The following is a 21,824-nucleotide window of genomic DNA, read 5'->3' as shown; positions in this document are numbered from 1 at the left end:
GTCAGAGCTCCTTCCGGATATCGACGAAGCGCAGCAGGATGCCGATCACGATCAGCACGGTGGCCAGCAGCACGATCGCCGTGGCCGAGGCGCTGGGATATTGCAGCAGGGCGATGTCGTTGGAAATCAGGCGTCCGACATTGGCGGACTGGCTGCCGCTCATGAAGCGCACGGTGATGAAGTCGCCCATGACCAGCGTCACGACAAAAATAGTGCCGATCATGATGCCCGGCTTGGTCAGCGGCAGGATCACGTTCCACAGGATTTGCGGCCCCGTGGCGCCGGCGTCGCGGGCCGCCTCGATCAGGGATTTGTCGATCCGCATCATGGTGTTGAAAATCGGGACGACCATGAAGAGCGTGTAGAGGTGCACGAAGGCGAGGATCACGGCGAAGTCGCTGAACAGCAGCCACTCGACGGGTTCGTCAATCACGCCCCATGACAGCAGCGCGGAATTGGCGATGCCGTTGCGGCCCAGAAACGGGATCCACGAGATCATGCGGATGATGTTGCTGGTCCAGAACGGGATCGTGCACAGCAGGAACATTGCGATCTGCCAGGTCTGTGTGCGGATGTGGAAAGCGAGGTAATAGGCGACGGTGAAGCCGATCAGGAACGTCAGCGCCCAGACGATGGCCGCGTATTTGAAGGTGTTCAGGAAGACCCGGTAGGTGACGGACGAGCCAAAGAGGAAATCGTAATTTTCCCACGAGAAGGCGGGGACGATGCTGAATTCCGTCGCGGTCCAGAAGCTGACGACGGCGATCAGGATGATCGGCATCAAAAGGAAGACCGCCAGCACGAAGGCCAGCGGCGAGACCATCAGCCAGCCGGTCAGGTTGGGTCTTGCTTGCATCACGGACACTTTCAAAAGGGTGCGGCGCGCGGCAGGGCGCGCGCCGCCTTGCGTTCATCAGGCGGCGATGAACTCGTTCCACTTGCGGACCATGTACTGGTTTTCGTCCATGACGGAATTCCAGCAGGCGACCGAGCCCATCCGTTCCTCGAACGACCCGCCGTCGCGCACGTCGCCCGCCTGCGCCAGCGGATCGCCCGTGGGGGACGTGATGACGTCGGCGGCCGCCTTGCCTTCGAACCAATAGCCCCACTCGTTTTCGGACATGAAGGCCTTGGACGTTTCCGGCACGGCGGAATAATAGCCCTGCCGCATCAGGTAACCGCCGACCCAGCCGTCCAGATACCAGTTGATGTATTCATAGGCGGCGTCGCGCTCCAGCCCGCTCAGGGCCTTGGACAGGCCGATGCCGCCACCCCAGCTGCGATAGCCTTCTTCCAGCGGCTGATAGACGCAATCGATGCCGCGCGCCTTGACGGCGGTGATGGCGGGCGACCACATCGACTGGATCACGACCTCGCCGGAGGCCATCAGGTTCACGCTTTCGTCGAAGGATTTCCAGAACGCGCGGAACTGGCCGTTGCGCTTGGCCTCGGTAAAGATGCCGAGGGTCATGTCGATCTCTTCCTTCGTCATGTTGCCCTTGTCGGGGTATTTGTACTCGCCCATGGATTCCACGACCATTGCCATGTCCATGATCCCGATGGAGGAAATGTCGAGGATCGACGCCTTGCCCTTGAACTCCGGGTTCAGCAGTTCCGACCATTTGCTGATCGGTCGCCCGATCAGGTCGGGGCGGATGCCCAGCGTGTCGGCGTTGTAGATCGTCGGGATCAGGGTCATCCAGCCGGATTCCTCCTGCACGAAGTCCGTGCCATCCTCGCCAGAGGTGAATCCCACCTTATGCGGTGCGGTCCCCTGCGCGATCACGCTGTCGGCGTTCAGCTTGCCGTTGCGGAAGATGCCGACGATCTTGTCGTAATTCTTGATCTTGGACGTATCCATGCCCTGCAGGTTGCCGGTCGGCCAGACCTTCTTGCAGATCCAGTATTCGATGTCGGCAATGTCAAAACTGCCGGGCTGCGTCGCTGCGCGCTGCGTCACGCTGTCGGAATCCAGCGCCGTCATTTCGAGGGTGAAGCCGAGGTCTTCTTTCACTTTCATCGCCACGTCGTTCAGGTTCGACACGCCGGTGCCGAACTGACGCAGGGTGATATCCTTGATGTTCTGCGCCCAGATCATCGGCGCACCCAGCGTGGTGCCGGCGGCAAAGGCGGCGGTGGCGGTCGCGCCCTTCAGGACGCTGCGGCGGGATAGTTTGGTCGTTTCGGTCATGGCTCTCTCCGTGTTGAATGCGGCGGTTCACGCCGTCAGTTTGTGAAGGTTGCGGTCGTCCCAGGTCAGGCCGATGCGGTCGCCGGGCTGGTGCGGGGATTCAAAAAAGGCGGCGTCGGGGACCAGCGCCGTGACCTCCTGATCACCGGCAACGCGGGACAGGACGCTGACGTGGGTGCCCTGGTATTCGATGGCGGTGACATGGCCCTCCATCTGGCCGGCACCCTGCGGCGTGACCTGCACCGCGTCGGACCGGATCGCAAAGTGGCCCTGCGGCAGGGCGATCACGTTGTGGCCGCCCATGAACTGCGCGACGAACCGGGTGCGCGGCGCGTTGAAGACATCGCGCGCGGGGCCGGCCTGTTCGATGACGGCGTTGTTCATCACCACGATTTCGTCCGCCAGTGCCAGCGCTTCGTCTTGGCCGTGGGTGACATGCACGAAACTGATGCCAAGTTCCTTTTGCAGGTTGCGCAGCTCTGTCCGCATCCGCACGCGCAGGAAGGGGTCGAGCGCCGAGAGCGGTTCGTCCAGCAGCAGCACCTGCGGGCGGGTGATCAGCGCGCGGGCGAGGGCGACGCGCTGCTGCTGGCCGCCGGACAGTTGCGCAGGCAGGCGGTCGGCCAGCGCCGTCAGATCGACCAGCTCCAGCATCTCGCCGGCCTTGGCGCGACGGTCCTTGAGGTCCACGCCCTTCATCTTGAGGCTGAAGGCCACGTTGTCGGCGACGCTTAGGTGCGGAAACAGGGCGTAGCTTTGGAACATCATCGCTGTGCCGCGCTTGGCGGGCGGCAGATGAGAGATGTCGCGGTGCGCCAGCAGGATCGAGCCGTCGCTGATGCTTTCGTGCCCGGCAATCATACGCAGGGTCGAGGATTTGCCGCAGCCCGAGGGGCCGAGGAGGCAGGTGTAGCTTGATGGCCGGAAATGATGGCTGACCCGGTCCACGGCGACCGTAGTGCCGTAGCGCTTGGTCACGTTGACCAGTTCCAGATCCTGAATGACTGTGCTCATGCGCCCCCCGTGCTGTCGCGCTCAGCAGAGGTGGTGGACCATCAGGCGGCAATCATTTGCGTGCGGTCGGGGCGGGCCAGACACAATGGCGCTGCAATTTTCGGCAGAACCGGGGGTGTCTGACTACAATTTAGCAGCAAAATTGTATACGATACGGCGGGGGATTGTGTCCATCATCGCCAGTTGGTTGCATGCAGGGGTTGCAGCGCCCCCACCATGGATTCGGCAGTTAATCCGTATGACCTCTGGACCTTCCCCCGTGTCTTCGCCCGACCGCGGTGCTGCAGCGACCGATATCGCACAGGACCTGTCCGCCGCGATCCTGTCGCACCGGCTGTGCCCCGGTCAGAAGTTGGGAGAGGACGATCTGGGCGTGATCTACGGCGTGTCTCGGACCATCGTGCGCAGCGCCCTGCAGGGGCTTGCGCATCACAAGCTGGTCGAGATCCGGCGCAATCGCGGGGCCTATGTCGCCAGTCCGACACCGCGCGAGGCGCATGAGGTGTTCGAGGCGCGTAGGCTTGTCGAACCGCATGTGGCGGAATCGGCAGCCCGCAAAGCCACACCGCAGGATATCGCGATATTGAAACAGCATGTTGCAGAAGAACACGCGGCCATGACTGAGGGCAAACCCGGAGAGGCGCTGGCGATGTCGGGACAATTCCACGTCGCGATCGCGCGCATCGCCGACCAGGCCATCCTTGCCGATATGGTCAGGTCCCTTGTCGAACGCTCCAGCCTTATCATCGCGCTTTACTGGCGCAAGCAAAGCAGTCTTTGCGAAACCGGGGCCCATCACGATCTGCTGGCCGCGATTGCGGCGGGCGACGTCAGCCTGTCGCGGGATGTGATGGAGCGCCACCTTGACGACCTGCATGACGGTCTTGATCTGCGACCACCGGATCAATCGACCGTCAGCCTGAAGGATGCCCTGTTTTCACGGGACTGAACCGGGTGTCAGGCCGCGCTGTGGGGCTGGTTGCGTTGCAGGGTCGCGATCATGTCGGTGAACTGGTCGTTCTGGATCGCGATATGGGTCCGCATCGCCTCTGCGGCATCGCCGGGCTGGGCGGCCTTTATCGCTTGCAGGATATCGGCGTGTTCCCGCAAAGACGCGCCAACGCGCGCCCTCGCACGCAGTTGCAGGCGCCGAAAGGCCTGCAATTGCTTTTGCAGGCGGCCGATTTCGAGGTGCAGGAAGCCGTTGCCGCCGATTAGGCGGATGGCTTCGTGAAAGGCCTCGTTGGCGTAGTAATAGGTGTCACTGTCGCCAGCCTCTGCTGCAATGCAACAGGCGTCGTGACAATCGTCGAGGCTCTGAAGGTCGGCCTGCGTCGCCCGGCGGGCGGCGTTGCGCGCGCAAAGCGCCTCAAGTTCGGCCATGACCTCGAACATCTCGCGCAGGCGAACGGGCCCGGTGTCGATGACGAAGGCGCCGCGTCTGGGAAAGTGTTCGACAAGTCCGGTCGCCGCCAGATGAAACAGCGCCTGACGGATCGGCGTCCGGGATACGCCGAATTCTTCGGCCAATGATGCCTCGTCGAGCCGGGTGCCCGGGCGCAAGGCGCCGGTCAGGATGCGGTCTTCGATCGCATCGCGCAGGTTGGAGGTGTCAGTCGTCACCGCGTCGCCTTTCCGATCTTCACTACCATGAATACCAGATATCGCATCTTGTATACAATAATTGTTGCGTGACGTCGATTTGTTGTTAACGTGACGGCAAGGCGCCGGACCCGTCTTGGAGGAGACCCCGGCAAACCGTTATCTATTGGGGAGGAAAACCAATGAAATTTGCAACTTTGGGCGCCGTTGCGGCGCTTGCGACTGCCACCTTCGGTTCTGCCGCGTTCGCGGAGACCTTGAAGCTGAGCCATCAGTGGGCCGAAGGCGACGTGCGCCATCAGGTCGCCCAGATGGTCGCCGACGACGTGAAGGCCGCCGGTGTCGATCTGGATATCCAGATCTTTCCGAACCAGACCCTGTTCAAAGCGCGCGAGCAGTATACGCCGCTGTCGCGCGGCCAGCTGGATATGACGATCCTGCCGCTGTCCTACGCCGGCGGCCAGCAGCCGGCCTACAACCTGACCCTGATGCCGGGACTGGTGAAAAACCACGACCACGCCGCCCGCCTGTCCGCGTCCCCCTTCATGGCCGAGATCGAGAAGATCATGGCCGAGGACGACGTGATCACGCTGGTGCACGGCTACCTTGCTGGCGGCTTCGGGTCCAACAAGGGGTGCATCGTGAAGCCCGAGGACGTCAAGGGCGTCAGCATCCGCGCTGCCGGCAAGTCGTTCGAGGAAATGCTGGCGGGCGCCGGGGCGTCGATTTCGTCGATGGCATCGTCGGAAATCTATCCGGCACTGCAGACCGGCGTGCTGGACGCGACCAACACTTCGTCCGAAAGCTTTGTCAGCTACCGTTTGTACGAACAGCTGTCCTGCTACACGCCCGCCGGCGAATACGCGCTTTGGTTCATGTATCAGCCGCTGATGATGAACAAGACCACCTTCGACGGGCTGACGCCGGAACAGCAGACGGCCCTGACCGACGCCGGCAAGAAGGCCGAGGCCTTCTATCTGGAGCAGGCCAAGCTGGGCGATCAGGTCGCGACCGATGCCTTCACGAAGGCCGGGGTCGAGATCGCGCAGATGAACGAGGCGGACTTCAACGCCTGGCTGGAACTGGCCAAGACCACGTCCTACCCGGCCTTCGTCGCTGAAATGCCCGACGGTGGTCAGAACCTTCTCGACATGGCTTTGGCCGTCGAGTGATGCGTTCCGGGCGGTGGGGTGACCTGCCGCCCGTCTTTTTCTCTCAGAGGTGATCCGTCGTGACCGACCTGACTGGCGCTGACCGCGTCCGAACACTGCCGCTTCCCATCCGCCTGATCATGGGCGTTTCCGGCCTCTGCGGCGTCGTCGCGGCCCTGATGATGCTGGCTGCCGTCATCATCACCTGCCAGATGATCTTTGTGCGCAACGTGCTGAACCAGTCCACCGTCTGGCAGACCGAGGTCGTCATCTACCTGATGATCGCGGCCACGCTGATCGGGCTGCCTTACGTGCAGAAGCTGCGGGGGCATGTGGGCGTCGATCTGCTGCCGACGCTGCTGCCGCAGGCGATGCGGCGCGGTCTGGCGATCGGCACGCTGGTCGTCACCGCCGCGATGATCGCGATCATGCTCTATTACGGCTATGACATGTGGCACTTTGCCTATGTCCGCGGGTGGAAGTCCGAGACGGTCCTGTCCGCGCCCTTGTGGATACCCTACCTCGCGATTCCCGTGGGTTTTGCGTTGTTCCTGCTGCAACTGCTGGCCGACCTGTGGCTGTCGGTCACGGCCTTTCCGATGGACGCCAAGGGCCTGCCCGCCATCGGCCCCGAAATGAGCGAGGATTACTGATGGACCCGCTATCCCTTGGCGGCCTTGTCGCGCTGTTCACCGTCGTCATCCTGTTTTCCGGCATCCCCGTCGCCGTCGGCCTGCTGATGGTCGCGACAGGGTTCCTGTTCGTCTTCGATGGTCCCCGCAGCCTGCAGGCCCTGCCAGAGCTGTTCTACGGCGACCTCAATTCATTCGCCCTGCTGTCGATCCCGATGTTCATCATCATGGGGGCCGCGATTTCATCGACCCGCGCGGGGCCTGACCTGTATGAAGCGCTGGAGCGTTGGCTGACGAAGGTGCCAGGCGGCCTGCTGGTGTCGAACCTTGGCGCATGTGCGCTGTTCGCCGCGATGTCCGGGTCCAGTCCCGCGACCTGTGCGGCCATCGGCAAGATGGGCATCCCCGAGATGCGCAAGCGCGGCTATCCGGACGAGGTCGCCGCCGGGTCCATTGCCGCGGGCGGCACGCTGGGCATCCTGATCCCGCCGTCGGTCACGATGATCGTCTACGGGATCGCCACGGAAACCAGCATCGGGCGGCTATTCCTTGCGGGTGTCCTGCCCGGCATCCTGCTGGTCACGCTGTTCATCGCATGGGCGATTTTTGATACCTGGCGGCGGGGGGCTGCTGGCGTGGCGCTGTCCGGCGTGACCTATTCGTGGAAAGAGAAGTTCGAGATCCTGCCCCGCGTGATCCCCTTCATCGTGATCATCGCAGGCGTGCTTTATGCGCTCTACGGCGGCATCGCGACGCCATCCGAGACGGCCGCCGTCGGTGCGCTGCTATGCTTCATCGTGGCGGTCGTCGTCTACCGCATGGTGCAGCCCGCAGCCCTGTGGGCCGTGTTGCGCGACAGCACGCGGGAATCCGTGATGATCCTGTTCATCATCGGTGCGGCGGGCGTGTTCAGCTTCATGCTGTCGTCGCTGTTCGTCACGCAATCCATCGCCGCATGGATCGCCGATCTGGAGGTGAACCGCTGGGTCCTGATGGGCGTCATCAACGTATTTCTGCTGGTCGCGGGTTTCTTTCTGCCGCCCGTCGCCGTCATCCTGATGAGCGCGCCGATCCTGCTGCCGATCATCACCGCCGCGGGCTTCGATCCCTACTGGTTCGCCGTCATCGTCACCATCAACATGGAGATCGGCCTGATCACACCACCCGTGGGTCTGAACCTTTACGTCATCAACGGGATAGCACCCGACATCAGCCTCAAGAAGATCCTGGTCGGGTCGATGCCCTTCGTGCTGTGCATGGTGCTGGCCATCGTGTTCCTGTCGGCCTTCCCGTCCATCGTGACATGGTTGCCCGACGTACTGATGGGGCCAGAGCAGTGATCCGCGCGACGACCGTCTTCAACGATCTGGTCGGCCGGGTCGCCGACCGGGGGCGCAGCCTGATGGGCACGACCGCGCCACGTTCAGTCGTCCAGATGTGCGACACCCTGCTGACGGGCAAGGGAGAGGCGACGGGCCTCGCCCTCGCCCGCGCGATCTTTGACCGTTACGACGGCATGGACTGGGCGGCCAAGCATGACTTTTTCACCATGCTGCGCGACCGGTTCGGCGTCGATCGGGAGCGGACGGAAACCGCGCTGCGACACTGGCAGGAGGGGGACGAGACCGCGCTGCGCGATCTGCATATCGCCTCCGAGCCGCGCTCTCAGGAATTGATCCGCCGCCTGAACCGCGCGCCCGGCGGCACCCGCAGGCTGGTCGCCATGCGCAATGACCTGCTGCACCTGATGGGAGAGGACTCGGCGCTGGCGTTGCTTGATGCGGATTTCCGGCATCTGTTCGGGTCGTGGTTCAACCGCGGCTTTCTGGAATTGCAGCGGATCGACTGGCAGACGCCCGCCAACGTGCTGGAAAAGATAATTCAGTACGAAGCGGTGCACGAAATCAGCGGCTGGGACGATCTGCGTCGCCGGGTCGCGGCGCCCGACCGCAGGCTCTATGCCTTCTTTCATCCCGCGCTGGGCGACGATCCCCTGATCTTTGTCGAGGTCGCGCTGACCGCCGGTATCCCCGGCGATATCGGTGCGATCCTTGCCGCTGACCGTCAGATGACGGACCCGGCCCGCGCCCAGACGGCAGTGTTCTATTCCATCTCGAACTGCCAGACGGGGTTGCGCGGGATTTCCTTCGGCAATTTCCTGATCAAGCAGGTGGTGGAGGAGTTGGGCCGCGAATGGCCGAACCTGACAACCTTTGTCACGCTGTCGCCGGTGCCGGGCCTGCGCAAGTGGGCGCTGGCGCATCGGGACGACCTGCCGACCTATCTGGCCGACACGGTCACCGCCGCCGAAGACGGCAAGCGCCCCATCACCCTGTCGGATCTGACCGCGCATTACATGCTGACAGCCCGCCATTCGCGCGGCGGTGCCACCGACCCGGTCGCCCGCTTTCACCTTGGCAACGGGGCGCGGCTGGAGCGGATCAACCGAGACGCCGACGCCAGCGCCAACGGGCAAAAGGCGTCGTGGGGCGTGATGGTCAATTACCTTTACGATCTGGACACGATCGAGCGAAACCACGAAGCCTATTCTGGCCAAGGCGAGATCATTGCGGCCCCGCCGGTGCGCCGCCTGCTGAAGACACGATAAGGACGGACCCAATGTATAGTGAGAATCACCTGGCCCACGCCCTGCGCGCTGCCTCTGTCGGCCGCGAGGAAGCGACCTTTGCCACGGATGCGACCAGCGGGGCGGTGACGACCTATGACGACCTGTGGTCACAGGCCGAGGCGATGGCGGGGGCACTGGTGGCCCTTGGCGTCGCCCCCGGCGACCGGGTCGCCGTGCAGATCGAGAAGTCGATCAACGGGCTGGCCTGCTATCTTGGCACGGTGCTGGCGGGCGCGATCCACCTGCCACTGAACACGGGCTATCCCGCGGCAGAGGTGTCGTATTTCCTGACCGACGCCGCCCCGCGCGTCTTTGTCTGCGACCCGGCGAAGCTGGACACGCTGACGCCCGTGGCGGAACAGGCGGGCGTGACCCACGTTCTGACGCTGGACGCCGCGGGGCAGGGGGCGCTGACCGACGCTGCCCAGGGTGCCACGCCGTTGCGCGATGCGGTGGCGCGGGACGCGGACGATCTGGCGGCGTTCCTCTATACCTCTGGCACGACGGGGCGCAGCAAGGGCGCGATGCTGACGCATGGCAACCTCGCCTCCAACGCAGAGACGCTGCGCGATCACTGGCAGTTCACTGATGGTGACGTGCTGATCCACGCGCTGCCGGTCTTCCATACGCACGGGCTGTTCGTTGCGATCAACGTCACCCTGATGGCCGGGGGGGCGATCATCCTGCACCGCAATTTCGATGCCGCAGCGATCCTGGCCGACTTCGCCCGTGCGACGTCGCTGATGGGCGTGCCGACATTCTATACCCGGCTGCTGGACCAGCCCGGTTTGACGCAGGCGGCTTGCGCTGACATGCGGCTGTTCGTGTCTGGCTCTGCCCCGATGCTGCTGGATACCCACCTGAAATGGCAGGATCGCACCGGGCATACGGTGCTGGAACGCTACGGCATGACCGAGACCTGCATGAATACCTCGAACCCTTATGACGGCACGCGCAAGCCCGGCACCGTCGGCCTGCCGCTGCCGGGGGTCGAACTGCGACTGGCCGACGCAGACGGCAATCCGACGCCCAAAGGCGAGCCCGGCGGGATCGAGGTGCGGGGCCCGAACCTGTTCAAGGGCTACTGGCAGATGCCGGAAAAGACCGCCGCGGACATGCGCGCCGATGGCTGGTTCATCACTGGCGACATCGGGCAGATCGACGACGACGGCTATGTCTCGATCGTCGGGCGGTCCAAGGACCTGATCATCTCTGGCGGGTACAACATCTATCCCAAGGAAATCGAGGCCCTGATCGACGATATCGACGGCGTGGTCGAAAGTGCGGCCTTCGGTCTGCCGGACGCTGATTTCGGTGAAAGCGTCGCGGTCGCTGTCGTGCTGGAGCGGGGTGCTGCCGTCACGCCGGAGACGATCAGCGCGGCAATCGCGCCGCAACTGGCGCGGTACAAGCATCCCCGCGCTATTCACGTCATCGACGCCCTGCCGCGCAACACGATGGGCAAGGTCCAGAAGAACCAGTTGCGCGACACCTATGCGGTCCCGGTTGCCTAGGCAGATCGCGGCCGGGCGTCAGTCCCGCGACGTGAGCCCCAGTTTATGGATCCGCGAATAAAGCGTTGTCGGCCTGACTCCGAGCAGGGCCGCGGCACCACGCGGGCCTGATACGCGGCCGCCGGCCTCTTTCAGGCAGGCGATGGTGTTGGCGATCCGGATCTGTTCGACCTCGGCTTCGGTCAGCAGGGCCGTGGCACCGCGCACGCTGGGCTGCGAGGGCGTGCGGATGTCGACCACCAGCTTGCCGCCGTGGGACACGATCGCGCTGCGTTCGATGACGTTCGCCAGTTCGCGCACGTTGCCGGGCCAGTCATAGCGCTGCAACTGGCGCATGATGCCTTCGGTCACGACGGGCTGGCTGCGCCCCAGACGCTTGCAGGCGAGTTTCAGTAGGTGCGAGGCCAGCGGCGGGATGTCTTCGGGGCGGTCCCGCAGCGGCGTGCAGTGGATCGGAAAGACGTTCAGGAACAGCACGAGGTCCTGTCGCATGCGGCCCGCCTGCACCTCTCGGTCCAGATTGCGGCCTGTCGCGGCGATGACGCGCAGGTCGAGCGCGCGTTCGCGATCCTCGCCCAGCCGCGTCACCGACCGGCGTTGCAGGGTTTCCAGCAGCTTGCCCTGCTGGTCGAAGGGGATGTCGCCCAGCTCGTCGATGAACAATGTGCCGCCGTGGGCTAGTTCCAGCTTGCCGGGCTTGTCCCGCAGGGCACCGCCAAAGGCGCCGCGGACATGGCCGAACAGCTCGCTTTCGATGGCATCGGGCGACACGGCCCCGCCCTTGAGGTGAATCATGGGGCGACGGCTGCGGGGGCTTTCGTTGTGGATCGCAGAGGCGACCAGCGACTTGCCGGTGCCGTTTTCGCCGGTGATGAGGACATTGGTGTCGGTGCGGGCGACAAGGTCGATCTGCGCGATGACCTGACGCACGGCGTCTGAATGGCCGATGATGTCGTGGTGGGCACGCTCGATGTTGATTGCTTCCTGCAGGTAGGCGTTTTCCTGCATCAGGCTGTCGCGTAATGCGCCGACCTCCTCCATCGCCTCGCGCAGGCGGCGTTCGTTTTCCCACCGTTCGGTGATGTCGCGAAAGATCACGACGGCGCCGACCAGCACCTGACCTTCGTAGATCGGGGTCGAGACATATTCGACGCGGATCGGCTTGCCGTCCTTGCGCCAGAAGACCTCGTCCTCGATCCGGTTGACCTGTTCGAACCGGAAGGACCGGTAGATCGGACAGTGCTGGGACGGATAGACATCGCCGTTCAGGTGGTGGTGGTGGATCATGTTGTGGATGTCGCGGCCCAGCAGGTCGTCGCTGGTCCAGCCCAGCATTTCCTGTGCGGCGCGGTTCACGAAGGTCGTCTTGCCGTCGGCATTGACGCCATAGATGCCTTCGCCCGCGGCGTTCAGGATCAACTGGTTCTGGCGTTCGAGTTCGGAAAAGAACGCCTGCGCGCGCTGCCATTCCAGCAGGCCGCCGCCATACATCCGTGCCGCCTCCGCGCGTTCCGTCCGGTCGTTCAGCGCGGCAAGGTCGATGATGTTCAGCAGGATGATCCCGTCGCCGACCTGCGGCATGACACGGCCCCGCACCTCGCAGGTCAGGTGCTCTGCTGCGGTGGTCTGAAAGACGACGCGGCGTGTCCATGCCTCCAGGCGATGAAAGACCTCGTCGATGAAGACGATCATTTGGGTGAAATCGGTGGCAATGCGGGGCGAGAGGCGCGATCCCGCCAGTGCCGGGTCCTGAAACAGCTGGGCGGCTTCGGGGGAGGTGGCAAGGATGCGGTCCGACCGCAGGTCGATCAGAAGGGTCGGCCCGAAGGCGCCGGCAAGATGGGAATCGTAGTCAGACAAAGCTTGGGTCATGCGTGATCTGAACCCGTCAGGATCATGTCGCGCAATACGAAAAATCGTAATTCACGAAAAATCGTAACGATGCGGAGTCGTGGAATCCGCCTAACTTACCGATAAGTATAGGAAATACGAATTTCAGCAAAAGTGTCCTTGACCCTTCTGAACCGGCGCACGCTCCATCACGATAATTGCAAATCAGCAATGGAGCGACAGATGACCTTCAAGAGCCTCGGGAACCCATTTTCGTCCAAGACCGATCTGCGGCACGGGGGCGACTGCGGCTGCGGCTCTTGCGTCACCGCCGCCGTGGCGCGGGATGACCGGATCGACCTGACCACGTCCGACGGCATCATGGAGCGTGCGGTGGAAAGCGCGATCGTCCGGTCCGTCTTTGGCCAGAGCGATGTCGGGCGGCGGTCCTTCATGGGGATGATGGGTGGTTCGACGATGGCCGCGGCGCTGGCGTCGGTCTTTCCGCTGAACGAGGCGAAGGCCGCGATCATGGACAAGCTCGGGGCGCCAGAGAAGACCGACCTGAACATCGGCTTCGTGCCGATCACCTGTGCGACGCCGATCATCATGGCGGAACCGCTGGGGTTCTACAGCCGCTACGGGCTGAACGCATCCGTCATCAAGACCGCAGGCTGGGCCGTGGCGCGCGACAAGTCGCTGGCGGGTGAATACGATGCCAGCCACATGCTGACGCCGATGCCGCTGGCGATGACGCTGGGTGCCGGGTCCGTGGCCGAACCCTACATCATGCCGGCGGTGGAGAACATCAACGGTCAGGCGATCGTGCTGTCGAACGAGCATCTGGACAAGCGCGACCCCAAGATGTGGAAGGGCATGACCTTTGGCGTGCCGTTCGAGTATTCGATGCACAACTTCCTGCTGCGCTACTACGTGGCGGAATTCGGCCTCGATCCCGATGTCGACATCCAGATCCGCGTCGTGCCGCCGCCCGAGATGGTCGCGAACCTGCGGGCCGGGAACCTCGACGGCTATCTCTCGCCCGACCCGTTCAACCAGCGCGCGGTCTACGAAGGCATCGGGTTCATCCACATCCTGACCAAGGAAATCTGGGAAGGGCATCCGTGCTGCGCCTTTGCTGCCCCGCTCTCCTTTGCCACGGAACTGCCGAACACCTACGGCGCCCTGCTGAAATCCATCGTGGACGCGACGCAATACGCGTCGAAGGCCGAAAACCGCAAGGAAATCTCGGAGGCGATCGCACCGACCAATTACCTTAACCAGCCCGTGACCGTGATCGAACAGGTGCTGACCGGCACCTATGCCGACGGTCTGGGCGAGGTGAAGCAGGTCCCTGACCGCATCGATTTCGACCCGTTCCCCTGGCAGTCGATGGGCGTCTGGATCCTGACCCAGATGAAGCGCTGGGGCTATATCGAGGGCGACGTCGACTACAAGGGCGTGGCGGAGCAGGTCTATCTGGCCGCCGACTGCAAGAAGGTCATGGAAGATTTGGGCTACGAGGCCCCGGCCGAGACCTACAAATCCCACATGATCATGGGCAAGACCTTCGATCCGGCCGAGCCCGCCGCCTATGTCGACAGCTTCGCGATCAAGAAGGCCTAGGGGATGAACCGCCTCTCCCTCAATGCCCGCGCGGCGCTGCTGTCGGTCCTGATCCTGTTCGTTGGCCTGCTGGTCTGGGAACTTGCGATCCCGGCCCAGCAGGCCGCAGGAGAGCTGACCGAATACGAAAAGCTGACAGGGGTGGGTGCTGCCCGCGCGGGCGTGCCGCCGCCCAGTCAGGTGATCGTCAAGGCGTGGGAGGAGCTGAGCAATCCGTTCTACGACGCCGGTCCCAACGACAAGGGGATCGGTATCCAGATCGGTTACTCGATCTACCGCGTGCTGACCGGGTACGTGCTGGCGGCGATCATCGCGATCCCGCTGGGGTTCCTGATCGGCATGTCGCCGGTGGCCTACAAGGCGCTGAACCCCTTCATTCAGGTGCTGCGACCGATTTCTCCGCTCGCGTGGATGCCGCTGGCGCTGTTCATCATCCAAGATTCAGAAGCGTCCGCGATCTTCGTGATCTTCATCTGCTCGATCTGGCCAATGCTGCTGAACACCGCCTTCGGTGTGGCGGGGGTGCGCAAGGACTGGGTGAATGTGGCCAAGACGCATGAGCTGAGCGCCCTGAAGACCGCCTTTACCGTGATCCTGCCCGCCGCCGCACCGACCATCGTGACGGGGATGCGGATTTCCATCGGGATCGCCTGGCTGGTCATCGTCGCGGCAGAGATGCTCGTGGGGGGCACCGGCATCGGGTATTACGTCTGGAACGAGTGGAACAACCTCGACCTGACCTCTGTCATCTTCTCAATCCTCATGATCGGCATCGTCGGCATGCTGCTGGACGCGATGTTCGGCCTGCTGCAACGCCGCGTCGCCTACGTCGAATAAGGGAAAACCCATGAAACCGTTTCTGAGTATCGAGAAACTGACCCAGCGGTTCCCTGACGGACAGGGCGGGCAGCTGACGGTCTTCGAGGACGCGACCTTTGGCGTCGAAAAAGGCGAGTTCGTCGTGATCCTGGGCCATTCTGGCTGCGGCAAGTCCACGATCATGAACATCCTGGCCGGCTTGGCCGATCCGACCTCTGGCGTTGTCGTCATGGACGGGCAAGAGGTGCGCGGCCCCAGCTTGGACCGTGGGGTTGTGTTCCAGAACTATTCCCTGCTGCCGTGGCTCTCGACTTTGAAGAACGTGACCTTCGGCGTCGCCGCCCGGCACCCGGAATGGACCAAGGCGCAGGTAACGGAACATGCGGTCAAATACCTTGGCATGGTCGGACTTGAGGGCGACGTCATCCACCGCAAGCCCAGCCAGTTGTCGGGCGGCATGCGACAGCGGGTGTCCATCGCCCGCGCCTTTGCCAATCATCCCAAGCTGCTGTTGCTGGACGAACCCTTTGGTGCGCTGGACGCGCTGACGCGGGGCACCATTCAGGACGAGTTGCTGAAGATCTGGGGCGGCACGGAACAGACCGTCTTCATGATCACCCACGACATCGACGAGGCGATCCTGCTGGCCGACCGCATCCTGCTGATGACGAACGGCCCCTTTGCCCGCGTCGCCGAAAGCGTCGAGATCACGATTCCCAGGCCCCGCAGCCGGACCGAGATCGTGGAGCATCCGAACTATTACGCGATCCGCAACCATCTGGTGCAGTTTCTGGGCCGCCGGTCCAGGGAACTGGCCGGCCAGCAGTCCGGTGGCGACACCAACCGCCCGGACACGGTGCGCATCGACAAGACCACACCCACCGATGACCCCGAGGACCGCCGACCGGCCTTGCGGGCCGTCACCAACTAAGACCGAGAGGAGCAACCAGTGAAAGACTTTGCCATGACCGAGACGATGACCAAGGAAGACGTGACCGCCATGATCCTGTCGGCCAAGAAGCAGGCCGGGATGACGTGGGAACAGATCGCCGACAAGATCGGCATGTCCCCCGTCTGGACCCATTCCGCCGCGATGGGCATGAACGCCTTTCCTGCTGACAAGGCGAAACTGATGGTCGCCACGATGGGCCTGCCGCAAGAGGCGGAAAGCCTGTTGTCCGAGAGCCCGACAAAGATCTGGACGCAGGCGGTGCCGACCGACCCCTGCATCTATCGCTTTTACGAAATCGTCGGCGTCTATGGCCCGACGTTGAAGGCGCTGATTCAGGAAAAGTTCGGCGACGGCATCATGTCGGCCATCGACTTTAACATGTCCGTCACGCGCGAGGAAAACCCCAAGGGCGACCGGGTCAAGGTCGAGATGTCGGGCAAGTATCTGGGCTACAACAACTGGTAAGCGACCGACCGTCCTGTGACCCAAAGGAAACCACGATGACCCGCATGCCCGTGCCACCCTTTACCCACGCAGACGCGGTCCGGAAGGTGCGTCTGGCGGAAAATGCGTGGAACGTTCGGGATCCGGAGGTGGTGGCGCTGGCCTATACGCCGGACACGCGGTGGCGCAACCGGTCGACCTTTCTGACCGGGCGCGCCGCCGTCGTGGGTTTCCTGACGCGGAAATGGGCGGTCGAACACGACTACCGCCTGATCAAGGAAATCTGGGCGCATGGCGACGACCGCATCGCGGTTCGCTTCTGCTATGAATACCACGACGATGCCGGCCAATGGTTCCGCGCCCACGGCAATGAAAACTGGGCGTTTGATGCGGGCGGCTACATGGCCGAGCGTCATGCCTCGATCAACGACGTGCCGATGGCCGAGGCTGACCGTCTGTTTCACTGGCCACAGGGGCCGCGCCCGGACGACCACCCGGGATTGAGCGCGTTGGGCCTTTAGGCCGCCAGACCAGCAGCATTTGGCCGCACATGGCGTCACCGGTGGCGCGCCAGGATAGCCTGCTGCGCGACTGCGCGCCCCATCACATCAACCCAAGGTCGGTGATGCCTTGGCCAGCAGGCCGTACCTTGACACCCGGTGCCGCTTGGCGCCCAAATGCGCCAAGGCGCAACCGGGACGCATGTGATGTTTGAAACTAAAGAGAAAAATGTGTCCAAAGTGCTCGACGCCGCGCGCCGCAGGCTTCTGGATACGGGCACGCGGAACCGGCTGGTTCACGTGAACCGCGGCAATGCCCGCGCCAATTGCCTGAACGTCATCAACGAACAGGCCGATGCGGTCTTTGACATTCTGCGCAGTCATGGCCGCAGGATGCGGTTCAGGGCGATGGGCAAGGACAAGGCTGGCGACGGGCAGGAGATGCTGCTTGCCCTGCCGGAGGCTGACCTGCCCGCGGATTCCGACCGGCTGACCGACAGCAATCTTGAAACGCCGCTGGGCCCCGAGGCCCTGGCCCGCCGCCTGCTGCGTCTGGCGACGGATGCGCGCACGGCGGAAGAGGAGCAGGGTCTGAACATCCTGTATCTGGCCATCGGGTTCCTGCGCTGGCGCGAAAGCCCGTCGTCAGAGGTGCAGCGCGAGGCGCCCCTGATGCTGCTGCCGGTCCAGTTGGTCCGCAACGCGCGCACGTCGACGTTCGACATCATCGCCCGTGACGATGACATGTCGACCAATCTGCCCTTGCAGGAACGGTTGCGGCAGGATTTCGGCATCCAGTTGCCAGACATTGAAGAGGCCGAGGACTGGGCACCGTCCGATTATTTCGCGCAGGTGCAGGAGGCCGTGGCGGGCCAGCCCGGTTGGTCGATCGACGGCAACGGGATGCAACTGGGCTTTTTCTCGTTTGCGAAACTTCTCATGCACCGCGACCTCGACCCTGCCTCATGGCCGGTCAATGCCTTTGCGGACAGTGACTTGCTGCGCGGGCTTCTGGCCGACGGGTTCGAAGAGGATACGCCGATCTCTGGCCCCGAGGACAAGCTGGACGATCTTCTGGACCCCGCGCAGATCATACAGGTCATCGACGCCGACGCATCGCAGACCAAGGTGATTGAGGAAGTGCGCCGTGGCGCGAGCCTTGTGGTGCAGGGCCCGCCGGGCACCGGGAAAAGCCAGACGATCACCAACCTGATCGCGGCAGCCGCGCATGACGGCAAGTCGGTGCTGTTCGTGGCCGAAAAGATGGCGGCGCTGTCGGTGGTCCATGATCGGCTGGTGCGCGCGGGACTGCGGGACATCTGCCTCGAACTGCATTCCCGCACCGCCAACAAGAAGGCGCTGGCGCAGGAATTGGGCCGGACCTTGATGGCCAGTGCGAAGGCTCTGCCGGGCGCGGCGGACCCCGCCCGCCTGCGTGCCACACGCGATCAGTTGAACGAGATCACGGCCTTGCTGCATGATCCGCTGCCGCCGACGGGCGACACGCCGTTCCGGGCCGTGTCAGAGATCGTCGGCCATATCGGCAAGGGTGCGCCGCCCCCCACGGTCCCGCTGGACGGGCTGGCAACACTGGACCGTGCGGCGCGCGATCGCGCGCTCGGGGCCATCGCAGGCTTTGTCGCGGCGCTGGGCCGTGTCGGTCCGCCAGAGGATCATCCGTTCCGCGGCACCGGCGCGCTGGATCTGCAGCCGACCGATCTGGCCCGGCTGGACACCGAACTGGCGGCCGGGCTGTCCGGGATCGACGCGCTTGCGGCCGATCTGGGGCGCATTGCGCAGATCGTTGGATCGCCGGCCCCGGTGTCCCTGTCCGAGGCTGAAGTCCTGACCACGGCGCTTCGGTCGCTGGCGACGCAACCGCCGGGTGCCGCGCCGCTGATTGCGGTCCTGTTCGATCATGCGGCGCAACCGCGGCTGGCAGAGGGTCTGGCCGCAGGGGCCGACTGGGCCACGGCGCATGGGGCCGCGCAGGCGCGCTTTGCAGCACCCGCATGGACGGCAGACGTGACAGCGTTGCGCACGGCGCTGGTGCGCGGGCAGGCATCGTTCTTTGCGCGTCTTTTTGGCGGCTATCGCCGCGCCTCGGCCGAACTGGCGAGCCTTCTGACAGGGGCCTTGCCCAAGGCCCCCGGTGCGCGCGTGGCATTGGTCGATGAACTGGCCGCGGTGCAGGCCCTGCGTCTGCGGCTGGCCGAGGAGGAGGGCTGGCTGCAATCCGTCCTTGGCGCAGCATGGCGCGGCGAACGCACGCCCTTTGCCGAGGTGCAGGGCGTGGCGCGCTGGCTGTCCGACATCCGGCGGGCGGGGGTGTTTGCATCGGCTGCACAGCTGGTGGCGGCACGGGACCCCCTGCCTGACCCGGGCACAGAGGCCGCGGCCCTGACGGCGCGGATTGCCACGTGCCGGGACCGTGTCGCGGCGCCGCTGGCCCGCCTGCGGCTTGATCTGGCGCAGGCGGGACTTGGCACCGATCTGGATACGGCACCGCTGTCAAAGGTGCGCGCCCTTCTGGGGGACATGGCGACGGATACGGCCCGCTATGGCGAATGGGCCAGCCTTGCGGGGGCCATCGGCGCGGCCGTCGCGGCCGGGGCTGGCCGCATCGTGGATGCGGTGTCGGACGGGCGGGTGGACCCCGCGCGCGCCGCAGAGGAATTCGCCTATGCCTGCGCCGAGGCGCGCTGGACCGCCGCCCGTTTGGCCCGGCCCGACCTTGACCGGTTGCCGCAACTGGCCCGGCACGATCTGGTCAGCCTGTTCCGCGATCTGGAAAAGGACCGGATCGAGGCGGCCAAGACGCTGATCTTGTCGCGCCACTTCGACCAGATGCCGCGCGGCACCGTGGGCGAGATGGGCGTGATCTGGGGTGAGATCGGGCGCAAGAAGGGTCACAAGCCGATCCGCTGGGTGATGAAGACTGCAGGATCCATGGTGCAGCGGATCAAGCCGGTCATGCTGATGAGCCCGATTTCGGTCGCGCAGTTCCTGCCGCCGGGGGGTGTGACCTTTGATCTGCTGGTGATCGACGAGGCCTCTCAGATCCGGCCGGAGGATGCACTGGGCGTCATCGCGCGCGCGCGGCAGATCGTGGTGGTGGGCTACCAGAAGCAGTTGCCGCCCACGTCCTTTTTCGACCGGCTGGTCGACGATATTGAGGAGAGCGACGCGGACGACGAGGCCCCGGTGGGGGCGACCGCCGCCGACATGGAAAGCATCCTGTCGCTGTGCGAGGCGCGGGGGCTGCGTCAGCGGATGCTGGAATGGCATTACCGGTCGCGCGATCCCTCGTTGATCCGCGTGTCGAACGCAGAGTTCTATGGCGACGGTCTGGTGCTGCCGCCGTCACCCCTGCAGCTTGATCCCGATTACGGCCTGAAATTCCGCCGGGTGCCTGGCGTCTATGCCCGCGGCGGCAGTGGTCTGGGGCGGCAGGGCACCAACCGGATCGAGGCCGAGGCGGTCGTCACGGCGATGGCCGCGCATGCCCGCGCTTGGCCCGACATGTCCTTGGGGGTCGTGGCGTTTTCCAAGGCACAGGCCGATATGCTGACCGAGGTGCTGGAACTGCACCGCCGCCGCGACCCGGTGCTGGATGCCTTTCTGCGCGAAGGCAAATCCGAGGACGTCTTTGTCAAGAACATCGAGAATGTGCAGGGCGACGAGCGGGACGTGATCCTGATCTCGGTGGGCTACGGCCCGCAGGAGCCGAACGGGCGGTTGCCGGCCATGAGCTTTGGCCCCGTGAACGGCGAGGGCGGCGAGCGGCGGCTGAACGTCCTGTTTTCGCGCGCGCGAGCGCGGTGCGAGGTTTTCGCGTCTTTCGATCCCGGCGATATCGACCCGTCGCGGGTCAAGCGTGACGGACCACGGGTGCTGAAGCGGTTTCTCGACTATGCCAAGACCGGAATCATGGATGTGCGCACGCCGACTGGCCTAGAGGCGGACAGTCCGTTCGAGGAGGACGTCGCCGCGGTCATCACGTCGCTTGGCTTTCTGGCCGATGCGCAGGTTGGCAGCGACGGCTTTCGCATCGACATCGGTGTGCGGCACCCGGACCGGCCGGGACAATACCTTGTCGCCGTCGAATGCGATGGTGCCGCCTATCACAGCGCGCTTTGGGCGCGAGAACGGGACCGGCTGCGGCAGGATATCCTTGAAAATCTTGGCTGGCAGTTTCACCGCATCTGGAGCACGGACTGGTTCCACCACCGCAAGCGCGAGATCGCGCGGCTGAAGGCGGCGCTGGCGCTTGCGCGGGACCAGCTTGAGACCGGCATCAGGGTGAGCGGCGCCAATGCCTCGGGCGGCGGCCCTGCGCCGGCCTCGTCCGCGCCCGAGGCCATCGACATCGGTCATCTGGACCTGAAGATGCCCGTTTATGTGCGGGCCGATCTGTCCGTGCGATCAAACGTCGAGCCGCACGAGGCGCCGGTCGGCCAACTGGCGGACCTTGTGTCGCAGATCGTGGGGATCGAGGGGCCGATTCACATCGACGAGGTGGCCCGCCGGATCACGACCGCCTTCGGCAAGGCCAAGGCCGGCAGCCGGATCGTTGAGGCGACCAGCGGGGCAGTCCGTCAGGCCCTGCGGCAGGATCCGATGCTGACGCAGGACGGCCCGTTTCTGATGACGCAGGCGCAAGCCGCCGCACCCCCTGTGCGCGACCGCGCCGCCGAGACGGGCCATCTGCTGAAGGCCGCCTTCATTTCCCCCGCCGAGATCGCGGCGGCTGCGGCCCTTGTGCGACTGGAAAACGGTGATGTGTCCGGTGACGACCTGATCCGCGCCATCGCCCGTCTCTTGGGCTTTCAACGGGTGGGCAAGGATCTGACAGCGGTGATTGCCGACGCCTTGGTCAGTTGAGGTGCGGCCCGCGGATGCGGTTGCTGCGGGGGACGG

17 protein-coding genes are annotated in these 21,824 nt (G+C 64.3%); 12 read left to right on the top strand and 5 right to left on the bottom strand.

Annotation, left to right across the window (positions count from 1 at the left end):
- Position 1 precedes the first annotated feature (1 nt).
- The 3 genes from GLR48_RS03185 to GLR48_RS03175 are packed head-to-tail and all read right to left on the bottom strand — an operon-like array spanning position 2 to position 3,205.
- Positions 2–856: an ABC transporter permease gene (locus GLR48_RS03185; protein WP_237058598.1), complete on the bottom strand. Its 855-nt coding sequence runs from the start codon at positions 854–856 to the stop codon at positions 2–4.
- 57 nt (positions 857–913) lie between these two features.
- Positions 914–2,191 carry an ABC transporter substrate-binding protein gene (locus tag GLR48_RS03180; RefSeq protein ID WP_237058596.1) on the bottom strand — a complete coding sequence of 426 codons (1,278 nt, stop codon included), beginning with the start codon at positions 2,189–2,191 and terminating at the stop codon, positions 914–916.
- Positions 2,192–2,218: 27 nt separating this feature from the next.
- Positions 2,219–3,205 (bottom strand): ABC transporter ATP-binding protein, encoded by a 987-nt coding sequence (locus GLR48_RS03175; RefSeq protein ID WP_237058594.1) that lies wholly within the window; start codon positions 3,203–3,205, stop codon positions 2,219–2,221.
- 238 nt (positions 3,206–3,443) lie between these two features.
- On the opposite strand from GLR48_RS03175, the gene GLR48_RS03170 reads away from it, so the two are divergent.
- A complete protein-coding gene (locus GLR48_RS03170) occupies positions 3,444–4,154 on the top strand; it encodes a GntR family transcriptional regulator (protein WP_442915743.1) in 711 nt (236 codons plus the stop codon).
- 8 nt (positions 4,155–4,162) lie between these two features.
- Here GLR48_RS03170 and GLR48_RS03165 read toward each other — a convergent pair whose 3' ends face one another.
- Complete coding sequence (locus tag GLR48_RS03165; RefSeq protein WP_237058590.1) at positions 4,163–4,828, bottom strand: GntR family transcriptional regulator; 666 nt, start codon at positions 4,826–4,828, stop codon at positions 4,163–4,165.
- A gap of 161 nt (positions 4,829–4,989) precedes the next feature.
- Here GLR48_RS03165 and dctP point away from each other — a divergent pair, with 161 nt between their 5' ends.
- The 5 genes from dctP (at position 4,990) to GLR48_RS03140 (ending at position 10,733) form a co-directional block, all read left to right on the top strand.
- Positions 4,990–5,979, top strand: coding sequence for a TRAP transporter substrate-binding protein DctP (dctP, locus tag GLR48_RS03160; protein WP_237058588.1), 990 nt, complete (start codon positions 4,990–4,992; stop codon positions 5,977–5,979).
- A gap of 119 nt (positions 5,980–6,098) precedes the next feature.
- Positions 6,099–6,611, top strand: a complete 513-nt coding sequence (locus GLR48_RS03155) for a TRAP transporter small permease (protein ID WP_237064315.1) — start codon at positions 6,099–6,101, stop codon at positions 6,609–6,611.
- Positions 6,611–7,930 carry a TRAP transporter large permease gene (locus GLR48_RS03150; RefSeq protein ID WP_237058586.1) on the top strand — a complete coding sequence of 440 codons (1,320 nt, stop codon included), beginning with the start codon at positions 6,611–6,613 and terminating at the stop codon, positions 7,928–7,930. Before GLR48_RS03155 ends, GLR48_RS03150 begins: the two co-directional genes overlap by 1 nt.
- Positions 7,927–9,198 (top strand): malonyl-CoA decarboxylase domain-containing protein, encoded by a 1,272-nt coding sequence (locus GLR48_RS03145; protein WP_237058584.1) that lies wholly within the window; start codon positions 7,927–7,929, stop codon positions 9,196–9,198. The genes GLR48_RS03150 and GLR48_RS03145 overlap by 4 nt, the downstream gene beginning before the upstream one ends.
- Positions 9,199–9,209: 11 nt before the next feature.
- Positions 9,210–10,733, top strand: a complete 1,524-nt coding sequence (locus GLR48_RS03140; protein ID WP_237058582.1) for a malonate--CoA ligase — start codon at positions 9,210–9,212, stop codon at positions 10,731–10,733.
- An 18-nt stretch (positions 10,734–10,751) separates the two neighbouring features.
- On the opposite strand, the gene GLR48_RS03135 is transcribed toward GLR48_RS03140, so the two are convergent.
- Positions 10,752–12,605 carry a sigma-54 interaction domain-containing protein gene (locus GLR48_RS03135; protein WP_237058580.1) on the bottom strand — a complete coding sequence of 618 codons (1,854 nt, stop codon included), beginning with the start codon at positions 12,603–12,605 and terminating at the stop codon, positions 10,752–10,754.
- A 201-nt stretch (positions 12,606–12,806) separates the two neighbouring features.
- Between GLR48_RS03135 and GLR48_RS03130 the strand changes: the two genes are divergently transcribed.
- The 6 genes from GLR48_RS03130 to GLR48_RS03105 all read left to right on the top strand — a co-directional run bounded on the left by GLR48_RS03130 (position 12,807) and on the right by GLR48_RS03105 (position 21,788).
- A complete protein-coding gene (locus tag GLR48_RS03130) occupies positions 12,807–14,189 on the top strand; it encodes a CmpA/NrtA family ABC transporter substrate-binding protein (protein ID WP_237058572.1) in 1,383 nt (460 codons plus the stop codon).
- Between the two features lie 3 nt (positions 14,190–14,192).
- Positions 14,193–15,026: a nitrate ABC transporter permease gene (gene ntrB, locus GLR48_RS03125; RefSeq protein ID WP_237058570.1), complete on the top strand. Its 834-nt coding sequence runs from the start codon at positions 14,193–14,195 to the stop codon at positions 15,024–15,026.
- Between the two features lie 10 nt (positions 15,027–15,036).
- Entirely contained in the window at positions 15,037–15,939 is a 903-nt protein-coding gene (locus GLR48_RS03120; RefSeq protein ID WP_237058568.1) for an ABC transporter ATP-binding protein, read from the top strand.
- 33 nt (positions 15,940–15,972) lie between these two features.
- Positions 15,973–16,425, top strand: a complete 453-nt coding sequence (gene cynS, locus GLR48_RS03115) for a cyanase (RefSeq protein WP_237058566.1) — start codon at positions 15,973–15,975, stop codon at positions 16,423–16,425.
- Between the two features lie 35 nt (positions 16,426–16,460).
- Positions 16,461–16,925, top strand: coding sequence for a nuclear transport factor 2 family protein (locus tag GLR48_RS03110; protein WP_237058564.1), 465 nt, complete (start codon positions 16,461–16,463; stop codon positions 16,923–16,925).
- A 210-nt stretch (positions 16,926–17,135) separates the two neighbouring features.
- The gene (locus GLR48_RS03105) at positions 17,136–21,788 is read left to right on the top strand and encodes a DUF3320 domain-containing protein (RefSeq protein WP_237058562.1); all 4,653 of its coding nucleotides are present in this window, start codon (positions 17,136–17,138) and stop codon (positions 21,786–21,788) included.
- Positions 21,789–21,824 lie beyond the last annotated feature (36 nt).

This window comes from Loktanella sp. M215 (assembly GCF_021735925.1).
Taxonomy (GTDB): Bacteria; Pseudomonadota; Alphaproteobacteria; order Rhodobacterales; family Rhodobacteraceae; genus Loktanella.
This window is presented reverse-complemented; position numbering and strand designations above follow the sequence as displayed.